Below are 21,363 nucleotides of genomic sequence, written 5' to 3' on the forward strand. Positions count from 1 at the left end.
TCGCAGGGAGGTCATATTGGCCTCTCTAGATAAGCATGCAAATAACCCTGACAATGTCAGACTATGTCAGGGTTGCGAATTACCTGTCGATACCCTCCTTCTACCTAGAGGGAAACACGCCTATTGTCCTCGATGTGGCACGCAACTTTATCGTGGAGGCTCTCCTAGCCTTTCTGGGAATCTGGCAATTGCCGTCACTTGCTTATTACTGTTCATCCCTTCCCACTTCTTTGACTTCATCAGTATTCGTTTAGTTGGGGTCATGATCCCGGCAACCCTCCCTGCTGGAATGATTACGTTAATGGACGAAGGTTTCGTTGCGCTGTCACTTTTGATTCTATTTTGTAGTTCTCTAGCTCCATTTATCGTTTGTAGCTCTGTTGTCGTCGCTCATGCATCGATGAAGATCCGCTGGTTTAACGGTATGCGTATCTCACTCTGGCTTGTTCAACACCTAAAGCATTGGGTGATGATTGACGTATTTCTTGTTAGCATCGCCATTTCATGTTTTAAGCTCCAAGATTACTCAGATATTTTCGTTGGTCCTGGGCTTATTGGCTTAGTTCTCCTTCAATTGTTTACTGTATTATTAATCACCCGTATCAGCGTTCGTCGATATTGGGAAGCCTGGCAACCAGAACGAGCTTTTCACTTCGAGCACAAAGATATTCATTGTCATGAGTGTCACCTTTCACAGCCCGAAGGTGATAAATGTCAACGATGCCATCATGAGCTATATCATCGAAAACCAAACTCCATTCAAAAAACGTGGGCGTACTTAATTGCAGCGACGATTGCAATCTTCCCCGCTAACTTAATTCCTATATCTATCTTGATCACAAATGGACGACGTTTAGAAGATACAATCTTTTCAGGTGTTGCTGGATTAGTTAAAAATGGCATGTACGGCATTGCAATTATTATATTTGTCGCCAGTATCATCGTCCCCGTCATCAAGATTTTAGGTTTGGCCTATATCCTACTTTGCATCAAGTTCAAGCGTTCTGTATTTCATAAACAGCGTATGATGGTTTACTTCGCTGTAAAATGGATTGGCAAATGGTCAGTAATGGATTTATTCGTTATTTCAATAATGATGACGCTAGTCGACCGTGGACAGATTTTAGATTTCACACCAGGTTATGGTGCAGTCGCATTTGGAATAGTAGTTGTTTTAACTATGCTCGCAGCAGATAGCATAGACCCAAGGCTTATTTGGGATAATGCTCCAGACTATAAAAAAAGAGTTCATAAATGAGTGTTCAGAATAGTTCTCAAAATTCTTACTCCCCTGACGTAAAGAAAAGTATTGGCCTGTCTCCTCTTTGGCTATTACCTATTCTTACCATGGTACTTGCCGGCTGGTTAGTGGTTAAATCCATTCACGATGCAGGTCAACGAGTACAAATTTACTTTTCTGACGCCGCGGGATTAGTAGCGGGCAGAACGACGATCCGATATCAAGGGTTAGAGGTAGGTATCGTCAGAGACATCAACTTATCTAAAGACCTCAGTAACATTTACGTTGATGCGGATATTTATCCAGAAGCCACAAAGCTATTGAATGAAAGTACCCGATTTTGGCTAGTTAAACCGACGGCGAGTTTGTCTGGTGTCTCGGGCTTAGACGCCTTAGTTTCTGGTAACTATATTTCTATTCAGCCAGGCAATAGCAAAGAATACGAAACAACATTTCATGCGTTAGATTCAGCACCTACTGATCTTCGCGTCACTCAAGGTCTTAATATCATACTCAAGAGTAAGGATTTGGGTGGCGTGTCGGTTGGGTCTCAGATTGTCTATAAAAAGATCCCTATCGGCGAAGTGTACAGCTACCAGTTAAATGAAGACGCAAAATCCATTTCGATCCATGCCAACATTCAAGAGCAGTACCGACACATTATTAATAACCGAAGTCGCTTTTGGAATGTGAGTGGTATTGGTGCGAGCATCGGTTTTGATGGCGTAGATGTTCGTTTAGAGAGCATGAGTGCCCTTCTTGGTGGGGCAATAGCCGTTGATTCCCCGGATGATGGTGAACCAGTAGAAGAAAACAAGCAGTTCAGACTGTATCGCGATCTAAAAACGGCTGGTCGAGGTATTCCGATTAAGATCGCACTACCCGACGACAACAATATTAGCGGTGAAGGCGCACCAATCATGTACCGCGGCATTGAGATTGGCCAAATCACAGACTTGGGGCTATCTGAGGGTAGAGAGTTAATTCTAGCCTCTGCTGCGATTCAGCCAGCGTTTAGCGACATGTTGACAACAAATACAAAGTTCATCTTAGAAGAAGCGAAAGTGTCACTCTCTGGGGTGGAAAATATCACTAACCTAGTTCGCGGTAATTTCCTTACCATCGTCCCAGAGCAAGGCGATCGCGCTCGTCGTTTCAGTGCTATTCGTAAAACAGATTTCAATCAACAGCAAGAAAAGTCTATCGCCATTCGCTTAGTGTCAGACAACTCATTTGGCTTAGATACTGGGGCAAATGTCTTATACAAAGGAATCGTTGTAGGTTCGATTATCAACGTTGGCTTGCTAGATAAAGAGAGCGCTACGCAAGTGAAACATGAAGTGTTTATGGATGTCCTCATTGACCATGAGTTCAAGCACTTAATTAAATCTAATAACCGCTTCTATGTGACCGGCAGTGCTTCTGCTGAGTTAACTGAATCAGGATTAAGCGTCACCGTGCCACCAGCAAAGCAGCTTCTAACCGGTTCAATCAGTTTCGTTAGTGAAGGAAAAGAGTCCATCACTAGTGAGTATCAATTGTTCCAAAGTGCTTCTCTTGCGGAATTAGCAAAATATAATCAAAGCGGGTCACAAACTTTGACGCTCTTCGCCAACGAGCTTCCTCCTATTTCAAAAGGCAGTCCTCTACTCTACCGCAACCTTCCTGTCGGAAGTGTCTCTGACTTCAACCTCGTTGATGGCGGTGTAATTGTAAAAGCGACAATTGAAAATCGATATGCACACCTACTTACTAACCAAACGGTATTTTGGAACCGTTCAGGAGTAGAAGTTGAAGCGTCATTGGCTGGTATTAGCGTCAAAGCTCATCCATTAAAAACGCTGATAAAAGGTGGTATCGCCTTCGATTCTATTCCAGGGATTGAGAATAAAATTGGACAGAACTGGAAGCTTTATAATGACCAGAACAAAGCGCGTAAGTTTGGCCGAATCATTGAACTGGTCACCGATGGGACTCAAGAAGTAACAAAAGGCATGCCGATTAATTACCAAGGAGTGAAAGTCGGTGAAGTTACCTTAGTTGTACCGAACTTTAAACAAGAGCATATCGACGTCACTGCTCGAATTCTGCCAGAGTTTGTCAGTGATGTTGCTGTTACAGGCTCACACTTCTGGCTAACTGAACCCGAGATAGGGCTAGGTGGCGTGAAAAACTTAGGTGCGTTGGTCTCAAAATCAATCAGTGTTGAACCTGGTCATGGTGCAGAAAAATTTAAATTTGATTTAGCCAAAAGTCAGCAAGCAGAAAAAGGCATCTCATTCACACTTCAAAGTGAGCAGCGAGGTTCAGTTCAGGTTGGCACCCCAATTCTATATCGTCAAATGGAGGTTGGCAGCGTGACTGATGTTCGTCTTGGCGAGTTTGCGGATCGTATTGTCACTAAGATTGAGATACAACCTGAATACGCTTACCTTGTTCGTCAAAATAGTGTGTTCTGGAATGTCTCAGGTGTAGATGTATCAATTGGCATTACTGGCGCGAACATCAAAGCAGGCACATTTGATAGCTTAGTTCGTGGAGGTATTGCTTTCTCTACCCCGGAACAATCACAAATCCCGCCTGCGGCAAAAGATGGTCAATCATTCTATCTGTACCCACAAGCAGACGAGAACTGGTCAAAATGGCGCACCGCCATTCCAAAACCATAATCGCGAGAAGCGATAATAATCTCGATCTAAAGAGCAGCAATCGCTGCTCTTTTTTTATGACTCATCGCCGCATGACTATTCGTTTCTGAGTCGCTTTCGTATATTATTTGCAGCAAATTCTGCAATCGAGATTTCACTTTGCATCCTAATGTTTACATCCCAGAAGCTTTTCTGGAAAAAATCCAAACTATTCTCCCTGCTCACCTTAACATGGAAGACTTTATCGCATCGTGCCAAAAGCCACTTCGCAAAAGTATTCGTGTAAACACACTGAAGATAAGTGTAGAAGCGTTTCTAGAGCGCGCAGAAGCAAAAGGCTGGACACTTTTCCCTGTACCCTGGTGTGAAACAGGTTTTTGGATCGAAGCTGATGAGTCGATTGTACCTCTTGGAAATACTGCTGAGCACATGTCTGGGCTTTTCTACATTCAAGAAGCCAGCTCTATGATGCCTGTATCTGCCCTATTCATGAACGATGAGTCATACGATGCCGTTCTAGATACTGCCGCAGCGCCAGGTTCTAAAACGACTCAAATCGCCGCGTTGATGAATAACGAAGGCGTATTGGTTGCAAATGAATACGCAGCGAGTCGTGTCAAAGTGTTACACGCCAACATCGAACGTTGTGGCGTTCGTAACGCCGCGCTTAGCAACTTCGATGGCCGTGTCTTTGGTGGTTGGCTACCTGAACAGTTTGATGCCGTTTTACTCGACGCACCTTGTTCCGGTGAAGGTACGGTTCGTAAAGATGAAGATGCAATGAAAAACTGGACGCAAGCGTCAGTAGTAGAAATTGCAGATACTCAGAAAGACCTGATTGAAAGTGCGTTCCACGCTCTAAAGCCAGGCGGCGTAATGGTTTATTCAACCTGTACGCTAAGCACGGAAGAAAACCAACAAGTTTGTCATCACCTGAAAGAGACATTTGGTGACGCAGTTGAATTCGAAAGCTTAAAAGATCTGTTCGAAAATGCCGAAGCGGCGCTTACAGAAGAAGGCTTCTTGCATATTTTCCCGCAAGTCTATGACTGTGAGGGCTTTTTCGTGGCACGCATTCGTAAGCTTGCTGCAGTAGAAGCACCAAAGGTGAAAAAGCGCATGGGTAAATTCCCATTTGTGAAAGCATCGAACAAAGAGTCAGCAGAGATTGCTAAACAGCTACAAAATACGATGGATATCAAAGTGCCTGAAGACAGCACAGTTTGGATTCGCGAGAAAGATGTTTGGCTTTTCCCTGACGCGCTAGAGCCAATGATTGGTGAACTGCGTTTCTCTCGTATGGGGATAAAGATTGCCGAGTCACACAAAAACGGTTACCGCTGGCAACACCAAGTCGCAACGGCTCTAGCTACCGGCGATGAGAAAAATGCTATTGAGTTAACGATTGAAGAAGCACGCGAGTGGTACATGGGTCGCGACGTTCGCCCACAAAACATTCCAGCAGATATGAAGACAGGTAAAGGCGAAGTGTTCGTTAAGTACGAAGGTGCGATCATTGGTCTTGGAAAATGGGTCAGCAATCGCATTAAAAACGGTCTGCCACGCGAACTTGTGCGTGATAAGAACTTATTTTAGTAACAAATTAACATGCTATAAATAAATGAAAAGCCATCGTATTTACGATGGCTTTTTAGTTATAAAGCATGATTGGAGCTGAGCTCACTAGCGATTCGAGTGCCCTGTACTAAACTGAATGTATCAAAGCTTCGCTTTGAATAGGCATTTCTCTCTACTATTACCAACAACCTACGTTGGTGACGAGTTTAGCGCAGGCTCTAAAGGAGCCGTTTCCCCTAGGCCCAAAAAAAGGACGAGTTTGGGCCATTTTTTTGGCTGCAGCATTGGTCAACGTGAGCTCAAAGCTCATCAGCTATAACGAACTCAACCAGCAACCTTTTTTGAGGGGTTAGCGAGCTTATTAAGCCAGACGGATACCGTCTTTCTCAATAACGATCTTACCGTCCTTGTATAGCCCGCCAATGGTCTTTTTATAAGTACCTTTGCTAGTGCGGAACGCTTCAAAAATTGCTTCTGGAGAAGACTTATCGTTAAGAGGTAAGAATCCCCCTTTCTTCTCAAGTTGTTCCATGATCTTGCTCGATAGGTCATCCATCTTCGCAACACCAACTTTTTGAAGCGCTAAGTCAATCTTTCCGTCTTCACGAATTTGCTTAACGTAACCTTTCAGTTTCTTACCGATAAATAGCTTACCAAAGACATCTGATGGGAAGATCATACCCCAGTGCTCACCGTTAACGATCGCTTTGTAACCAAGTTGGCTGCGCTCTGCGATGATAAGGTTAACTTCTTCGTTTACTTCATAGTTAGCGGGAGTTTTATCTAGCCATTTGTTGAATTTAGTCGTACCTACGATACGACCAGATGCTTTGTCTGTGTATACGTATACCAGGATATTTTGGCCAGCAGTAAAACGAGCACGTTGCTCGCTGAATGGGATAAGAAGGTCTTTCTCTTTAATACCCCAGTTAACGAATGCACCCGTTTTGTTGATGCCTTCGATTTTCATAAGTCCCCATTCGCCCACTTGAGCAATTGGCTTATCAATGGTCGCAGCTAGCTGACTTTCTGAATCAAAGTAAAGAAATACGTCTAGGTGATCCCCCAGTTCTGTGCCCTCTGGTACATACTTGTTAGGCAGCAATACAGAACCGTAATCTTCACCATCCAGAAATACGCCAAAATCAGCCGTTTTAATGACTTCTAAGCTGTTAATTTGACCAATTTTAATCATCGAATTTGTCTCTTTTTAAATTTACTGGGAATTATACCCAAACTAACAAGAAAATCAGAGAGAAAAGCAAACCTCTCTGTTATGCTGTTGCTGTTCAACCACCTCCCTAGTAATTCAACTATCGTGATATGGGTACACATTGCTTTAGCAACATCAGGAGCCTTCCTTGGTCACTGTCGATAAACAAGACTCAATAACTTTAAAAATTAGCCACGCATTGGCAAAGAGTAAAACACTTGACCTTGATATCTACTTTTTTGTCCCAGGGGAATTGGGGCTAAATTCCGACATCATCAGTGAGTCTGAGTTCTACTATACCTCGATCACCCAAAAACGTTCTTATTACAGTACTGAGGTACTTCTCCCTCTAGTGCACAGTCGTTTAGCAAAACGAGGCCGTTTATCTAACCAGCAATACCGCGTGAGTCTGAGTTTATTCGCCTATCAGTACGTCATTGCACTCGATAAAGCAGTAGCAGCGCTGAATAAACATGAGAGTGACAGCGTCACCGCTGAAGAGGTAGATGAAGTTATAGAGTTAACGCTGGATATTTTAAAACGCCTTCGTCGCTCGATTCCATATGAAGAAAGCCTCAAGCGCTACTACGTAAATATTGATAACTACCTATCTTGGTATACTGAGCAGAAGTTTTTGTCGTTAGTTGCTCATCTTCCACGAGAAGGTGATTACAGCACAATTAAAGAGCGTTTGATCACCCTGTGTGAGAAAGAGCAAGCGCACCGTAAATTGAACAATTATAACTCTGCAAGTGTGGTTGATGATGTAACGCGTCTATCGAATAAGATGCGTTTACTAAGGCGCTTGATTGAGCACCCTATCGTTTTACGCGAAAAGACAATGTCGATGGGCAATAACATCAAGCGTGCAATCAAAGGTATTGCGACAGGCTTAGTCATGGTTGTTGTCACAAGTACGGTGATTCTTGCTCGTGATTACCTTGGTGAGATTTCTGCGTCGTTTATTATCGCGATGTCTTTCATCTATGCTCTACGCGAAATCTTTAAAGATGACCTCCGTGATGCGATGTGGCGTTGGATCCGAAAAGGTAAGCCAAAGTGGCGTAAGAAGTACATGGATCCAACCACCAAAAAAGTCGTTGGCCGTAAGTTGGAATGGTTAGATTACCGCTCACTTTCGAGTTTGCCTGACCGCATTCAAAATATCCGTAAGAAGCGCGTTGTTCAGCGCGAAGAGCAAATTCTTCATTACCATGCTAAGACAGAAATGGCCACTTCTCTCTTCTTAAGTGGTTACGAACAGACTCGTGAGACTTTAAACATCAGCTTGCGTCCAATTATTCGTCTAATGGATAAAAGCTCAAACCGTGTTTATCGCTTGGCGGATGGACAAGTAAGTAAAGAGTCTGTTGAGAAAAGACACTTACTCAATGTGATTGTCAAAGAAGACAACCACACGGATGATCCGGTTTATTACCGTTGGAAAGTCGTATTAAACCGCTCCAAAATCGTCTCTATCGAAAAAATAGAACTGACCTAACCACGACTTCTACAATGAATGATGTTAAGCAGCTTGTTTTTGGGCTGCTTTTTTTATCGACAGAGTAAGAGAGAACTCTGCCATTGGCTCATCACCATGCAAACTTGGACACAAAGCCGTAATTTTCACATCTTGGTTAACTCGCTCCCCCGTTTCTAATGTTCTTCGCAACATGTCATCAATTAAGGGGCCATCATGACAAACAAAATGAACGTCACCCTCTGGACGCTTCAAAAAATCCGCTTTAACACCTTTGAATGCTAAAGAAATCCTCTCACCTTGCTCTTCCGCTTTACTCATAGCCAGAAAGCCACCAGCTACATCTGCGCCCACAGCTAAAGCACCAAAATACATACTATTTAGGTGGTTTTTGGTTCGTCGTTTCAGAGGAATTCTTACTTCAACGTGCTTCTCGTCAATAGCTAATATCTTTGGTCTACATAGCCAAATTAGCGGCACTTTTGTAAAACCAAACATATTTAAATAGAAGTTTGCACGACGCACTGCTGACAACATTTTTTGGTCTCCCTACCAAACTAGTCTGACCAGTTAATCAGCCAACGCCTTAAATGTCAAAGAAATGTTAACAAGACGAAGTTAAAACCAGAGGTCAATGTCATTTCATTTTACTCTCGGGTATGTCGATATATACCAAAACTCCGCTAACTTCTTTTATAGGGAGCATGGTCGAGCCTAACAACCAGTTCATTATCAAACTGAATAAAGCCCCTCACAACTACTGTTGCCGCCGCTCAATTCGTTATGTTTGAAAATAGGAATATTGCTCTAAAAATCAAATCGCTATGCATTGATAGCATTGCGTAAAACGCGCCCTCACAGATAAATGCCGTGAATAAATGAGCGCTTCCACATAGGTAAAGCACTATTTACTGGGTAAGAATACCGTTAAACGGTTTATTCCTAACTATAATTCCGTTATCTTTACCGCTTCGCAATAGAGAAAAAAGCTATAACATGCCTATTAAAACAGATGAATTGAGAACCCAACCATTGGGTCCAATGCCTACACCCGCAGAGCTTGGAAGCGTGTATCCAATTACTGACGATGTCGCGGATCGTATAGCTCAATCTCGCCGTCAAATTGAAAAAATCCTAACAGGCGAAGACGATCGTATTCTTGCTATCGTTGGCCCTTGTTCAGTGCATGACACAGAAGCAGCGATCGACTACGCGACGCGCCTTGCTAGCATTCAAGATAAGTACAAAGACGAACTATTTATCGTCATGCGCACTTATTTCGAGAAGCCTCGTACAGTAGTTGGTTGGAAAGGTCTTATCACTGACCCTAACCTAGATGGTTCATACGCGCTAGAAGCTGGTCTTCACAAAGCACGTAAACTGCTACTGGATATCAACAAGCTTGGTCTTGCTACTGCTACTGAGTTTCTTGATATGATCACTGGTCAATACATTGCAGATCTGATTACTTGGGGAGCGATTGGCGCTCGCACCACAGAGTCTCAGATCCACCGTGAAATGGCGTCTGCTCTTTCATGTCCAGTTGGCTTTAAGAATGGTACAAACGGTAACGTAAAAATTGCCATTGATGCTATCCGTGCATCAAAAGCATCGCATTACTTCTACTCTCCAGACAAGCATGGCCGTATGACGGTTTACCGTACTAGCGGTAATCCTTATGGCCACATCATTCTTCGTGGTGGTGAAAAAGGTCCAAACTTTGATGAGACATCAGTGAAGCAAGCGTGTGATGCACTTGCCGAGTTCGACTTGCCACAACGTTTGATTGTAGACTTCAGCCATGCTAACTGCCAAAAGCAACATCGCAAACAAATAGAAGTAGCACAAGACATTTGTGACCAAATTAAGTCAGGCAGCACTCGTATTGCTGGTATCATGGCAGAGAGCTTCATTATTGAAGGCAATCAGCCAATGACTGATATTAACAACCTTACTTATGGTCAATCTATCACTGACCCATGTCTGAGTTGGGATGATACTGTGACTATGCTAGATATGCTGGCAGAAGCAGTAAAATCCAGTAAGTAATTTCCCTATAACAAGATAATCAAGGAATCTTCATGCCATCGTTTGATATTGTTTCAGAAATCGATACCGTTGAACTACGTAACGCGGTTGATAATGCTAACCGAGAACTGTCTACTCGTTTCGATTTCCGCAATGTGAATGCGAGCTTTGAGCTAGTAGAAGAAAACGTAAAAGTGTCAGCAGAAGGTGAGTTCCAGCTTAAGCAAATGCGTGACATCCTGCGTAGCCACCTGGCTAAGCGTAATATTGATGCAAATGCTATGGACGCGAAAAATCCAGAAGCAACAGGTAAAAACTGGCACCAAAATATCGCTTTCCGCCAAGGCATCGACACTCCAACCGCGAAAAAGCTAGTTAAACTGATCAAAGACGCAAAGCTTAAAGTGCAAGCTTCGATCCAAGGTGACAAAGTTCGTGTTACAGGTAAGAAGCGTGACGACTTGCAGGCGACGATTGCAGCGATCCGTGAAGCAGATATGGGTATCCCATTCCAGTACAACAACTTCCGTGATTAATTGCGCTCTCCTATTCTCCCTATAATTGGATAGGAATAGTGGAATAAAAAACGCCGACGAGAGAGAATCGTCGGCGTTTTTGTATGTATCGCTTAGAAGGAAGGAGATATCGCTTTTAGATAACTAAGTCTTGCCCTTGCAAAAGTGAAAACTCACTCGTGCCCTGCGGAACAAAGACACAGATTCGTAAATTGTCCTCTTTTGCTTTTTGCAGCATATCAGATAGCTCAGTGGCACTCGAGAATGACTCACGCTCGGCATCTCTTCTTACGAGTTCCATAACATCTGCTTCGCACTTTGTTGAATACAATGCGAGTTCAGCTTGCTGCATGTAACGCACAGCTTTAATTGGTAGCATTTCGACATCATTACCTACTTGAATCCAAGTACAGCTTCCTTGGTCATCTAGAGGCTTTGCCATTGTTTGTTGGTAAATGGTTTCAAGCTCACGGTTATCACGTGCATTCTCAACATCTGGGTGTGAGAAGTAGTTCTCCCAAAATTTACGACGTAAGTCGACACTAGGCAGTGCTTCCTTAATCGAATTGCGTTTTGAATTAGCAAACTCTGCCATCAATCCCATATTTTGTGGCAGGATCGCTTCTAGCTTTTCACGAATGTTTCGAATCAAAACAGGTGAAGCACCACCACTAGAGATAGCGATTTGAATACGACCTCGATTAATCATCGAAGGCGTAATAAAATCACAATAAGGCTTGTCGTCGACAACGTTCACTAAGATGCCCAACACCTTAGCATCTTTATAAACTTGGTGGTTCAGTGCCGGATTATCCGTTGTCGCCCAGACTTGAACAAACGAACCAGTGACAATGTCACTAGAGTAAAAGCGCTGAACCCAACGCACTTGGTGATCGTTTGCCAACTTCGCAAGAAAATCGACCAAGCTCGGGGATACAATGGTGACGTCAGCCCCTGCTTTAAGTAAAGCTTCTACTTTGCGGCTGGCGACTTCACCACCGCCAACAACCAGCACGGGTTTATCGACTAAATCTAAGAACAGAGGAAAATATCGCATTTCAATCCATGATTACTTTAAATAACTACCGAAATTCATGCTACCAAAAACAGGGCAACCTGTTCACCTTGTTTTGATGTCACAAATAATTTTTGTTCAAAATTTTCGCTATCATAGCCAACCTACACTAATGACAGTTTTAATAACAAACTTTTATCCTTCCGTTTTAAACCCTCTTTGCGTGATTGTTCTGATGCACCAATTCGACAATTAGTTGCACTATTTACAAACAATTAACATTTCGTCATTCTAAATCTCAAGGCGCTTTGTGAGTTCTCTCCAAAAACCTTTTTAAATTATATATTTGAGAATTAGCAGATCCTTTCCTACGCTTATAACGGATTGATTTTGCGATTGCCGTTTCTTCGAAAATCAATCACGTAGGACAATAACACAAACAAAACAGGACACGTTGTATCAGGTCGCTCCTGATTAAACATGGATCATACAGGAAGGATACAAATGGCAAATAAACTAACAATTCTTGCTTCCGTCGTAGCGGCTTCTACTGCAATGATGGCGACATCAGCACAAGCTGCAGACACTACTCTGGACAAAGTGACAAAACAAGGCTTTCTTACTTGTGGCGTAAGTACTGGTCTACCTGGTTTCTCTAACCCAAACTCAAAAGGTGAATGGGAAGGTATCGACGTAGAATATTGCCAAGCATTGGCTGCTGCCGTTCTTGGGGATAAAACGAAAGTTAAATATGTACCCCTAACTGCAAAAGAACGTTTTACTGCACTTCAGTCGGGTGAGATCGATGTACTTTCACGAAACACTACCTGGACACTGCACCGTGACACCGCTCTTGGTCTAAATTTTGTTGGTGTAAACTACTATGACGGTCAGGGTTTCATGGTAATGAAAGACCTTGGCGTTTCTAGCGCTAAAGATCTTGATGGCGCGTCTGTATGTGTGCAATCGGGTACCACTACTGAGCTAAACCTCGCAGACTACTTCCGCAACCAAGGAATGGCCTACAAGCCTGTAGTCTTTGATACTGCTGCTCAAACTTCTAAAGGCTTCGATGCTGGCCGCTGTGACGTATTAACGACTGACCAATCCGGCCTTTATGCTCTTCGCTTAAATCTAAAAGATCCCGCTGCTGCAACGGTTCTACCAGAAATCATTTCGAAGGAGCCGCTGGGCCCAGTAGTTCGTCAAGGTGATGATCAGTGGTTCAATATCGCTAAATGGACTCTATCTGCAATGGTGAACGCGGAAGAATATGGCATTACCTCGAAAAATGCTGATGAGATGTTGAAATCAAAAGATCCAAACATCAAGCGTATTCTTGGCGTGGATGGTCCAAAGGGTAAAGGACTGGGTATTCGTGACGATTGGGGCTACCAAGTTATCAAACAAGTTGGTAACTACGGTGAAAGCTTTGAGCGCACAGTTGGTACTGGTTCACCTCTGAAAATTTCTCGTGGTGTCAATGCACTATGGAATGCAGGCGGCTTCATGTACGCGCCGCCAATCCGCTAATACAACGATTATCACAGGGCGGTTTATGCCGCCCTTTTTCGTGAATAAATAAGGGTTTGAGGTTATCGCTGTATGAAACCGACTAATGATACATCGCCAAGTACGATGTCCAAACCAAGCGGAAGTAAGAGCCTGATATACAATCCAGCCTTTCGTTCTGCTCTTTTCCAGATCATTGCTATCGCTGCACTGGTATTTTTCTTCTATACAATCATCAACAATGCACTCAACAACCTTGATGCTCGGGGTATCGCGACAGGGTTTGGGTTCCTTAACCAAGAAGCAGGCTTTGGGATAGGTCTGACTCTCGTTGAATACGACGAAACGTTTTCTTATGGGCGTACGTTTGTCGTTGGCCTCCTTAATACCGCATTGGTTTCTGTGCTGGGTATTATTCTCGCCACCATAATTGGTTTTGTCATGGGTATCGCGCGTCTCTCTTCCAACTGGTTGGTAAGTCGATTAGCCGCGGTATACATTGAAACGTTCCGAAATATCCCTCTACTTCTACAAATTTTCTTTTGGTATTTCGCCGTTCTTCAAGCCCTCCCGTCACCAAGACAAAGTATGAGTCTTGGCGAAGCAATTTTCCTGAACGTACGCGGTTTATACTTCCCTGCCCCTGTTATGGAAGCTGGAAGCAGTTTTGTTATCGCAGCGTTTGTCTTTGGTGTCATCGCGAGTATTTTGATCAATGTATGGGCAAACAATAAACAACGCTTAACAGGTCAGCAAACACCGATGGGCAGAATTGTGCTGGGTTTGGTAGTTGTACTGCCTTTAGTCGTGTACTTCTTAGCGGGCATGCCTATTTCACTTCAATACCCAGAATTAAAAGGCTTTAACTTCCGCGGTGGTATCAGCATCATTCCGGAACTTGCCGCCCTGCTTCTTGCACTAAGTGTCTATACTGCGTCATTTATCGCCGAGATCGTACGTTCTGGTATTAATGCGGTGAGCCATGGTCAAACAGAAGCAGCGATGTCGCTCGGCTTGCCTCGCACTAAGACGCTAAAGTTAGTCGTCATTCCGCAAGCTCTGCGTATTATCATCCCTCCTCTCACTAGCCAATATTTAAATCTTACCAAGAACTCTTCTTTGGCGATGGCAATTGGTTACCCTGACTTGGTTTCAGTATTTGCAGGCACCACACTGAACCAAACAGGACAAGCGATAGAGATTATCGCGATGACCATGGGCGTTTACTTGACGTTGAGTTTGGTGACTTCTGCGTTGATGAACTTATATAACCGCAAAGTTGCGCTGGTGGAGAGATAATATGAGCACACATCAATTTCAGCCTGATCTCCCGCCGCCAGCAAATACTGTTGGTATAGTAGGTTGGCTGCGCAAAAACCTATTCAATGGCCCAGTCAACTCAATAGTAACGCTGATTTTGGCTTACATTGTGTTTTCTGCTCTTTGGAACATCCTTGATTGGGCGTTTATTAATGCGGATTGGATTGGCACAACAAGAGATGACTGTACTCGTGAAGGGGCGTGCTGGGTATTTATCAGCGTCCGTTGGGAGCAGTTCATGTATGGGTTCTACCCTGAAGCTGAGCTATGGCGCCCTCGCCTGTTCTACATCACGTTAGCGATCTTTACTGTGTTGCTAGCGTACGAGAAAACACCAAAACGTATTTGGATATGGCTGTTCTTTGTTAACATCTATCCGTTCATCATCGCAGCTCTACTATACGGTGGTGTGTTTGGTCTTGAAGTAGTTGAGACACACAAATGGGGCGGTCTATTAGTTACCTTAATCATCGCACTCGTTGGTATCGTAGTATCGCTACCTATTGGTGTTGCTTTGGCACTAGGTCGACGTTCTGACATGCCGATCATTCGCAGTATTTGTACTGTTTACATCGAAGTATGGCGTGGTGTTCCATTGATCACCGTGCTGTTCATGGCATCTGTAATGTTGCCTCTGTTTTTGGCAGAAGGCTCCGAAACCGACAAGCTGATCCGTGCGCTAATAGGTGTGGTTATGTTCAGTGCCGCCTACATGGCGGAGGTAGTGCGTGGTGGCTTGCAAGCGATTCCGAAAGGACAATATGAAGCGGCAGATGCTCTTGGATTAAGCTATTGGAAGAAAATGGGGCTCATCATTTTGCCTCAGGCACTGAAGATCACTATCCCTTCTATTGTGAATACCTTCATCGGCCTGTTCAAAGATACCAGTCTGGTACTTATTATTGGTATGTTTGATGTGCTGGGTATTGGGCAAGCCGCAAATACCGACCCTGAGTGGTTAGGCTTCGCAACAGAAAGTTATGTATTTGTCGCGTTAGTGTTTTGGGTATTTTGTTTTGGCATGTCGCGTTACTCGATATGGCTTGAAAACAAACTGCATACCGGTCACAAACGATAACTCATCAAGATCAAGGACGTATTATGACGCAACAACAAGATTATATGATCCAGTTGAAGGACATGAATAAGTGGTATGGTGAGTTTCACGTACTAAAGAACATCAACCTAGACGTAAAGAAAGGCGAGAAAATCGTTATCTGTGGCCCTTCTGGCTCAGGTAAGTCGACCATGATTCGCTGCATAAACCGTTTGGAAGAACATCAAGCTGGCAGCATCTATGTCTCGGGCACTGAACTCACAGAAGATCTGAAGAACATCGAAGCGGTTCGCCGTGAAGTGGGTATGTGTTTTCAGCACTTCAACCTATTCCCTCACCTTACAGTATTAGAGAACTGCACTCTCGCACCAATCTGGGTGAAGAAGATGCCCAAAGAAGAGGCTGAATCAATCGCAATGCAGTACCTAGAGCGCGTTAAGATCCCAGATCAAGCCGACAAGTATCCTGGTCAGCTTTCTGGTGGTCAGCAGCAACGTGTAGCTATCGCACGCTCTCTGTGCATGAACCCTAAAGTAATGCTGTTTGACGAGCCGACTTCTGCACTCGACCCAGAAATGGTTCGTGAAGTTCTAGATGTAATGGTTGAGTTAGCGGAAGAAGGTATGACGATGCTGTGTGTAACGCACGAGATGGGCTTTGCGAAGGAAGTTGCCGACCGAGTCATCTTTATGGATGCTGGTGAAATCATTGAAGAAAACAACCCTGTCGACTTCTTTGAAAATCCTCAATCGGATAGAACGCAGAATTTCTTAGCTCAAATTCTGCATCATTAATCATGGGTTTGCATCGCCCCTCGAACCAAGTGGGGTGAAAGACGCTGAAAAATCTAAGCGCTGGAGTAAAAATCAGCGCTTTTCTTTATTCAACAACGTGCTTAAAACCAAAGTTACGAAAATCCAGTTGATTCAATATGTTGTAAATTTGCACAATCTTACAAACACTTCGTGAGCTGGTCTTCAGAGCTTTGAGTATTAAACCGTTGTTTGCTATGCAATAAACCGTTGTTTGCTATGCAAGGTGGTAATATTGTGTTACAAGTTGCCACATACATAACACACTATTTCTATTATTATTTTGTTCTAGAGATAGACGTGTCGGGCTTGATTTATTGAACTTTCGGGCCCATATATGTCTATATATCAAAGATAAGACGGTCCCTTATAGAGGAAGATTATGAACAGTCCTATGTTTTCACGCACTACTACTCAAGAGAGTGCTCTACAAACCAACAAAGTATTGCGTAACACATATGCACTACTTTCAATGACTTTACTATGGTCAGCACTGGTTGCTGGCGTTTCTATGGCGTTTAACTTGCCGCGTCCAGGTATTATCCTGATGCTGGTTGGTTTCTACGGTTTGCTATTCTTGACTGAGAAAAACCGCAACAACAGCCTTGGCCTTGTATTTACGTTCCTATTCACGGGCTTCTTGGGTTACACCATTGGTCCAATTCTGAATATGTACATCGGCGCTGGTATGGGCGATGTTGTTCTTACTGCTCTTGGTGGTACAGCCCTGTCATTTATGGCAGCTTCAGCTTACGCACTAACAACTAAGCGCGACCTATCAATGATGGGCGGTCTAATGCTGTCACTGTTCGTTGTTCTAGTAGTAGGTATGATTGCAAGTATCTTCATCCAATCAACTATCCTTCACTTGGCAATGAGCAGCTTGTTCATCGTATTCTCAACGATGGCGATTTTGATGACCACTCAAGGCGTCATTCGTGGCGGTGAAACAAACTACATCTCAGCAACGATTACGCTGTATGTTTCAATCTACAACATCTTCATCAGCCTACTTAGCATCCTAGGCATCATGAACGACGATTAATCTGTTAGGTTGAGTTCAAAACTTAAAAGCCCGAGGTTCTACTTCGGGCTTTTTCTTTTCTGCTTTATTCCAACGATTACTCTGGTTCGTAAATTGGTGCGTCGTAGTCATATCCCTCATCACATTTATGAATACTCATGCAAAAACAAAAATACTCGCCCCGAGAATTTTCTAACTAAACGCATAAAAAGACAATTTAGTGAATAAATTTTGATTTATCCAAACCGTTTGCCCCTTTCCAAGCTCTACTCTTGGCTGCACATATTTACATCGCTCAAAAAGCTTAGAAGATTCTTTTGTTGAGAATACGTTAGCCTCTACGCTACCCTATACGTATCAAAGGTTACTTAGCGGAAGCAAAGCTATGTTCGTTTACAACGGCAAAGAAATTGAAACCGATGCTCAAGGCTACCTACTTGACCACACCCAGTGGGAAGAAGGCATGATTGAGCTTCTAGCAAAAGATGAAGACATCGAGCTTACCGATGCGCATTTAGAAGTCGTTCACTTCGTGCGTGATTTTTATGAAGAGTTCAACACATCACCAGCAGTAAGAATGCTGGTAAAAGCGATGGAAAAAGCGCACGGCCCTGAAAAAGGTAACAGTAAGTACCTATTCAAACTGTTTAAGAAAGGCCCTGCAAAACAAGCAACCAAACTGGCTGGTCTGCCAAAACCAGCGAAATGTTTGTAAGACCATTGTTGACAAGACGACCGTTTATAAAACTATAAGATCTTAAATCCGCGGAAAGGCTTATAAGACACACTTTCCTGAGTGACACTGTCTACTGTCGCCGTCCGCGGCCCTTCCTCTAACCACGCCGAAAAGGCGGCAATTTGCTCTTCAGTGCCACAGGCAATCACTTCAACATCTCCGTTATTTAAGTTTTTAGCGTATCCAGTTAAACCGAGCTTCAATCCTTGATGTGATGTGTGGTATCGAAATCCTACCCCTTGTACATGACCGACTATCAGAAACTTCTCACACTTTAGTACCATCCGTATACCGCTCCCTATATTTGAGTGATATATTATTTACGTCTATTTACCCCACTAAGGATAGTGGGTTTTTATTTGGTTTTTATTATTATGAAAGAAATTCCATTCCGTTGGATTGATAAATATCTCATCCATTTAAAAATTCAAGAGAAGTTCTATCTACTCTTCTTGCTCCCCGTCATTGCCTTAATTGTTCTTACGCTTGTTCTTAATAGTGCTGCAAACACTATGTTGGGACATTTGTATCAAGAAGAATTGATACTAATGAAAAACCTTATTGAGGCTGGAAATCTCAACCAATCACAAGTCTCTGCGTTACTTGCAACTTCGGAGACGATCAGCTTCGGTACTGGCCCAGGTGCCATTTCTGTTCTAAATGGATCATTCAGCCTTGTTGCGAACCACGATCAATCACTATGGACTGCACTTTCCACTACTCAAGTTAGTATCATTCTTGTCACTTTGTTCATCATTGCGCTTGGTGTTTACTACATCATGACGTTCATCGGCGGTGCAATGTTCACAATGAATAAAGCACTAAACACGCTAGCGGATGGTGATCTAACCGCACGTATGAACTTCTTCCGTGTCCGTGATGAGTTCAGTGAAATTGCAATCACTATCGATAAAGTGGCAGATCGTGAACAAAAGATGGTTCAGTCGATTCAAGAATCTGTCGCACTGATGCAGCAAATCAGTTCTGATCTTAACCTGTCGATTCAAAACAGCTCTGAAATCTCGAATACGCAGCAAGAGCACCTCAACTCTCTAGCTAGTGCAACAGAACAAATGGCATCGACTATTCGTGAAGTGGCAACACTGGCACACAGTTCAAGCACACAAACTGAAGATGCTCGCAGCGTTGCGCAGTCTGGTCAGGTGAAAGTAGAAAATACTCTTCACTCTATCTCAAATCTATCGACTGAGATCCAATCTGCGTCTCAAGCGGTTGAAGAATTAGATGCGAACGCAGCGCAAATCGATGAAGTGGTTACAACCATTAATGGTATTTCTGAGCAAACTAACCTACTTGCACTGAATGCGGCTATCGAAGCGGCACGTGCAGGCGAACAAGGTCGTGGCTTTGCCGTCGTTGCTGATGAAGTTCGTGCTCTTGCGGGACGTACTCAACAAGCAACGGTTGAAATTCAAGCGATGATTGAGGCGCTACAACGTAACAGCCAATCGCTCACTAAGCTGATGGAAGTAACGGTGCATAACGCCAACGAAGGCCAAACTCTGATGGCAGAAGTAAATCACGAGATCGGCTCACTAGCAGATAAGAACCAAACTATCTCTGACAGCAGCATTCAGATTGCAACTGCTGCGGAAGAGCAAGGCGTGGTTGCAGATAACATTGCCTCAAGCGTAGAAGAAGTTCGTGTTCAAGCAAATAACGTGTGTAATATGATCAGCACAACGTCTCAAAATGTTGAACAACTCCGTGCTCAGAGTGACACAATGGAGTCTCTACTGACAGGACTTAAAGCTTAGTTATAAGTTGAAAAATATAGGGTCACTTCGGTGGCCCTTTTTTGTTTCCATTGCACATGAGTATTCCCCGTCAGCTTTGCGCATCGAGCTGAAAATGAAACCTCAGCAAATGACTGGATTGTCGATGGATATTGCTTTTGCAGGCAACATCCCGGACAATACGCCCCTTTCAAAATTCAACAAGAGCTAAAGAAATGACAGCTGCTATCTATTTGGTTAAAGGTCGTGAGAAATCGGTAAAGCGTAAGCACCCTTGGATCTTCTCTCGAGGCATCAGTAAAGTTGAGGGCGAACCAGCTCTTGGCGAAACCGTTGATGTATTCACTCACGACGGAAAATGGCTAGCTAAAGCTGCATACTCGCCTGCTTCTCAAATTCGAGCGCGTATCTGGAGTTTTGAAAAAGAAGAGATCAACAAAGCGTTCTTCGTTAAGCGTTTCAACAACGCTCAACTTCTTCGCGAAGACATTATCGAGCGCGATGGTCTGACTGGTTATCGTCTGATAGCTGCGGAATCTGACGGCCTACCTGGCGTTACAATCGACCGCTACCAAAACTTCTTCGTGTGTCAGCTGTTAAGTGCAGGTGCAGAATACAACAAGCAAGCGATCGTTGATGCGCTAGTGAAATGTTTCCCTAATTGCAACGTTTACGAGCGTTCAGATGTAGCAGTACGTAAGAAAGAAGGCCTGAAAGAAACAACTGGTGTGTTACACGGTGAAGAACCACCAAAATCTGTGGTTATTGAAGAAAACGGCGTGAAGATCAGCGTAGATATCGTTGGCGGTCATAAAACAGGTTTCTACCTAGACCAACGCGATAGCCGCCAGCAAGCTGTGAAATACATGAAGAACAAAGAAGTTCTCAACTGTTTCTCTTACACCGGTGGTTTTGGTCTATACGCACTAAAAGGCGGTGCAAAACGTGTTATCAACGCAGACGTGTCACAACCTGCGCTGGATACCGCGAAATTTAACGCCGAACTTAATGAGTTTGATATCTCGAAAAAGCGCGCGGTGTTCCTAAACGCAGACGTATTCAAACTACTGCGCGAGTACCGCGATCAAGGCACAAAGTTCGATGTAGTTATCATGGACCCACCAAAATTCGCTGAAAGTAAAGCGCAATTGAATGGTGCATGTCGTGGCTATAAAGACATCAATATGCTGGCAATGCAAATCCTTAAGCCTGGTGGCACGCTGCTGACCTATTCTTGCTCAGGCTTAATGGATCAAGTTCTGTTTCAAAAAATCATCGCTGATGCTGCCGTAGATGCTAATCGCCAAGTTAAATTCGTAGAACGTTTCGAGCAAGCCGCTGATCACCCAACAGATACAGCATACCCAGAAGGCTTCTACCTTAAAGGTTTTGCATGTAAGGTGCTTTAATCGCTGATTAAAATCGATT

18 protein-coding genes are annotated in these 21,363 nt (G+C 43.6%); 14 read left to right on the forward strand and 4 right to left on the reverse strand.

Going from position 1 to position 21,363, the window contains the following annotated elements; genetic code table 11:
* Positions 1–16: 16 nt before the first annotated feature.
* From BSZ04_RS16145 to rsmF, 3 genes are all read left to right on the forward strand, one after another.
* A complete protein-coding gene (locus tag BSZ04_RS16145) occupies positions 17–1,258 on the forward strand; it encodes a paraquat-inducible protein A (RefSeq protein WP_088880836.1) in 1,242 nt (413 codons plus the stop codon).
* Positions 1,255–3,909, forward strand: coding sequence for an MlaD family protein (locus tag BSZ04_RS16150; protein WP_010448043.1), 2,655 nt, complete (start codon positions 1,255–1,257; stop codon positions 3,907–3,909). The genes BSZ04_RS16145 and BSZ04_RS16150 overlap by 4 nt, the downstream gene beginning before the upstream one ends.
* 138 nt (positions 3,910–4,047) lie before the next feature.
* Positions 4,048–5,484: a 16S rRNA (cytosine(1407)-C(5))-methyltransferase RsmF gene (gene rsmF, locus BSZ04_RS16155; protein WP_088880837.1), complete on the forward strand. Its 1,437-nt coding sequence runs from the start codon at positions 4,048–4,050 to the stop codon at positions 5,482–5,484.
* Between the two features lie 343 nt (positions 5,485–5,827).
* On the opposite strand, the gene BSZ04_RS16160 is transcribed toward rsmF, so the two are convergent.
* On the reverse strand, positions 5,828–6,661 hold the full coding sequence (locus BSZ04_RS16160; protein ID WP_071236423.1) for a CvfB family protein: 834 nt from the start codon (positions 6,659–6,661) through the stop codon (positions 5,828–5,830).
* Positions 6,662–6,827: 166 nt separating this feature from the next.
* Between BSZ04_RS16160 and BSZ04_RS16165 the strand changes: the two genes are divergently transcribed.
* Positions 6,828–8,180: a hypothetical protein gene (locus tag BSZ04_RS16165; protein ID WP_010448049.1), complete on the forward strand. Its 1,353-nt coding sequence runs from the start codon at positions 6,828–6,830 to the stop codon at positions 8,178–8,180.
* Between the two features lie 24 nt (positions 8,181–8,204).
* Here the strand turns inward: BSZ04_RS16165 and BSZ04_RS16170 are convergent, their stop codons facing one another.
* Positions 8,205–8,696, reverse strand: a complete 492-nt coding sequence (locus tag BSZ04_RS16170) for a PaaI family thioesterase (RefSeq protein ID WP_010448051.1) — start codon at positions 8,694–8,696, stop codon at positions 8,205–8,207.
* Positions 8,697–9,155: 459 nt separating this feature from the next.
* On the opposite strand from BSZ04_RS16170, the gene BSZ04_RS16175 reads away from it, so the two are divergent.
* Both BSZ04_RS16175 and BSZ04_RS16180 read left to right on the forward strand, forming a co-directional pair.
* Complete coding sequence (locus BSZ04_RS16175) at positions 9,156–10,208, forward strand: 3-deoxy-7-phosphoheptulonate synthase (protein ID WP_010448053.1); 1,053 nt, start codon at positions 9,156–9,158, stop codon at positions 10,206–10,208.
* A 32-nt stretch (positions 10,209–10,240) separates the two neighbouring features.
* Entirely contained in the window at positions 10,241–10,723 is a 483-nt protein-coding gene (locus BSZ04_RS16180) for a YajQ family cyclic di-GMP-binding protein (RefSeq protein WP_010448055.1), read from the forward strand.
* Positions 10,724–10,838: 115 nt separating this feature from the next.
* On the opposite strand, the gene BSZ04_RS16185 is transcribed toward BSZ04_RS16180, so the two are convergent.
* Positions 10,839–11,759, reverse strand: a complete 921-nt coding sequence (locus BSZ04_RS16185) for a precorrin-2 dehydrogenase/sirohydrochlorin ferrochelatase family protein (RefSeq protein ID WP_010448057.1) — start codon at positions 11,757–11,759, stop codon at positions 10,839–10,841.
* A gap of 462 nt (positions 11,760–12,221) precedes the next feature.
* Here BSZ04_RS16185 and BSZ04_RS16190 point away from each other — a divergent pair, with 462 nt between their 5' ends.
* The 6 genes from BSZ04_RS16190 (at position 12,222) to BSZ04_RS16215 (ending at position 18,157) form a co-directional block, all read left to right on the forward strand.
* The gene (locus BSZ04_RS16190; protein ID WP_010448059.1) at positions 12,222–13,250 is read left to right on the forward strand and encodes an amino acid ABC transporter substrate-binding protein; all 1,029 of its coding nucleotides are present in this window, start codon (positions 12,222–12,224) and stop codon (positions 13,248–13,250) included.
* Between the two features lie 72 nt (positions 13,251–13,322).
* Positions 13,323–14,528, forward strand: coding sequence for an amino acid ABC transporter permease (locus BSZ04_RS16195; protein WP_088880838.1), 1,206 nt, complete (start codon positions 13,323–13,325; stop codon positions 14,526–14,528).
* A 1-nt stretch (position 14,529) separates the two neighbouring features.
* The gene (locus BSZ04_RS16200; protein ID WP_010448065.1) at positions 14,530–15,627 is read left to right on the forward strand and encodes an amino acid ABC transporter permease; all 1,098 of its coding nucleotides are present in this window, start codon (positions 14,530–14,532) and stop codon (positions 15,625–15,627) included.
* Positions 15,628–15,650: 23 nt separating this feature from the next.
* Complete coding sequence (locus tag BSZ04_RS16205; protein WP_029560978.1) at positions 15,651–16,400, forward strand: amino acid ABC transporter ATP-binding protein; 750 nt, start codon at positions 15,651–15,653, stop codon at positions 16,398–16,400.
* A 400-nt stretch (positions 16,401–16,800) separates the two neighbouring features.
* The gene (locus BSZ04_RS16210) at positions 16,801–17,463 is read left to right on the forward strand and encodes a Bax inhibitor-1/YccA family protein (protein ID WP_088880839.1); all 663 of its coding nucleotides are present in this window, start codon (positions 16,801–16,803) and stop codon (positions 17,461–17,463) included.
* 364 nt (positions 17,464–17,827) lie between these two features.
* Complete coding sequence (locus BSZ04_RS16215) at positions 17,828–18,157, forward strand: TusE/DsrC/DsvC family sulfur relay protein (RefSeq protein WP_010448071.1); 330 nt, start codon at positions 17,828–17,830, stop codon at positions 18,155–18,157.
* Positions 18,158–18,189: 32 nt separating this feature from the next.
* Here BSZ04_RS16215 and yccX read toward each other — a convergent pair whose 3' ends face one another.
* Entirely contained in the window at positions 18,190–18,462 is a 273-nt protein-coding gene (gene yccX / locus BSZ04_RS16220) for an acylphosphatase (RefSeq protein WP_010448072.1), read from the reverse strand.
* Positions 18,463–18,552: 90 nt separating this feature from the next.
* Here yccX and BSZ04_RS16225 point away from each other — a divergent pair, with 90 nt between their 5' ends.
* Positions 18,553–19,956, forward strand: coding sequence for a methyl-accepting chemotaxis protein (locus BSZ04_RS16225; protein WP_038887225.1), 1,404 nt, complete (start codon positions 18,553–18,555; stop codon positions 19,954–19,956).
* Between the two features lie 194 nt (positions 19,957–20,150).
* Positions 20,151–21,344 carry a class I SAM-dependent methyltransferase gene (locus BSZ04_RS16235; protein WP_162531064.1) on the forward strand — a complete coding sequence of 398 codons (1,194 nt, stop codon included), beginning with the start codon at positions 20,151–20,153 and terminating at the stop codon, positions 21,342–21,344.
* The last annotated feature ends 19 nt before the right edge of the window (positions 21,345–21,363 follow it).

It is taken from the genome of Vibrio rotiferianus (genome assembly GCF_002214395.1).
GTDB classification, from domain to species: domain Bacteria; phylum Pseudomonadota; class Gammaproteobacteria; order Enterobacterales; family Vibrionaceae; genus Vibrio; species Vibrio rotiferianus.

Coding starts and splice junctions, on each gene's coding strand:
- BSZ04_RS16190 (WP_010448059.1), top strand. CDS start 12,222: ATGGCAAATAAACTAACAATTCTTGCTTCCGTCGTAGCGGCTTCTACT.
- BSZ04_RS16225 (WP_038887225.1), top strand. CDS start 18,553: ATGAAAGAAATTCCATTCCGTTGGATTGATAAATATCTCATCCATTTA.
- BSZ04_RS16205 (WP_029560978.1), top strand. CDS start 15,651: ATGACGCAACAACAAGATTATATGATCCAGTTGAAGGACATGAATAAG.
- BSZ04_RS16200 (WP_010448065.1), top strand. CDS start 14,530: ATGAGCACACATCAATTTCAGCCTGATCTCCCGCCGCCAGCAAATACT.
- BSZ04_RS16150 (WP_010448043.1), top strand. CDS start 1,255: ATGAGTGTTCAGAATAGTTCTCAAAATTCTTACTCCCCTGACGTAAAG.
- BSZ04_RS16160 (WP_071236423.1), bottom strand. CDS start 6,661: ATGATTAAAATTGGTCAAATTAACAGCTTAGAAGTCATTAAAACGGCT.
- yccX (WP_010448072.1), bottom strand. CDS start 18,462: ATGGTACTAAAGTGTGAGAAGTTTCTGATAGTCGGTCATGTACAAGGG.
- BSZ04_RS16195 (WP_088880838.1), top strand. CDS start 13,323: ATGAAACCGACTAATGATACATCGCCAAGTACGATGTCCAAACCAAGC.
- BSZ04_RS16185 (WP_010448057.1), bottom strand. CDS start 11,759: ATGCGATATTTTCCTCTGTTCTTAGATTTAGTCGATAAACCCGTGCTG.
- BSZ04_RS16180 (WP_010448055.1), top strand. CDS start 10,241: ATGCCATCGTTTGATATTGTTTCAGAAATCGATACCGTTGAACTACGT.
- BSZ04_RS16210 (WP_088880839.1), top strand. CDS start 16,801: ATGAACAGTCCTATGTTTTCACGCACTACTACTCAAGAGAGTGCTCTA.
- BSZ04_RS16170 (WP_010448051.1), bottom strand. CDS start 8,696: ATGTTGTCAGCAGTGCGTCGTGCAAACTTCTATTTAAATATGTTTGGT.
- BSZ04_RS16175 (WP_010448053.1), top strand. CDS start 9,156: ATGCCTATTAAAACAGATGAATTGAGAACCCAACCATTGGGTCCAATG.
- BSZ04_RS16215 (WP_010448071.1), top strand. CDS start 17,828: ATGTTCGTTTACAACGGCAAAGAAATTGAAACCGATGCTCAAGGCTAC.
- BSZ04_RS16235 (WP_162531064.1), top strand. CDS start 20,151: ATGACAGCTGCTATCTATTTGGTTAAAGGTCGTGAGAAATCGGTAAAG.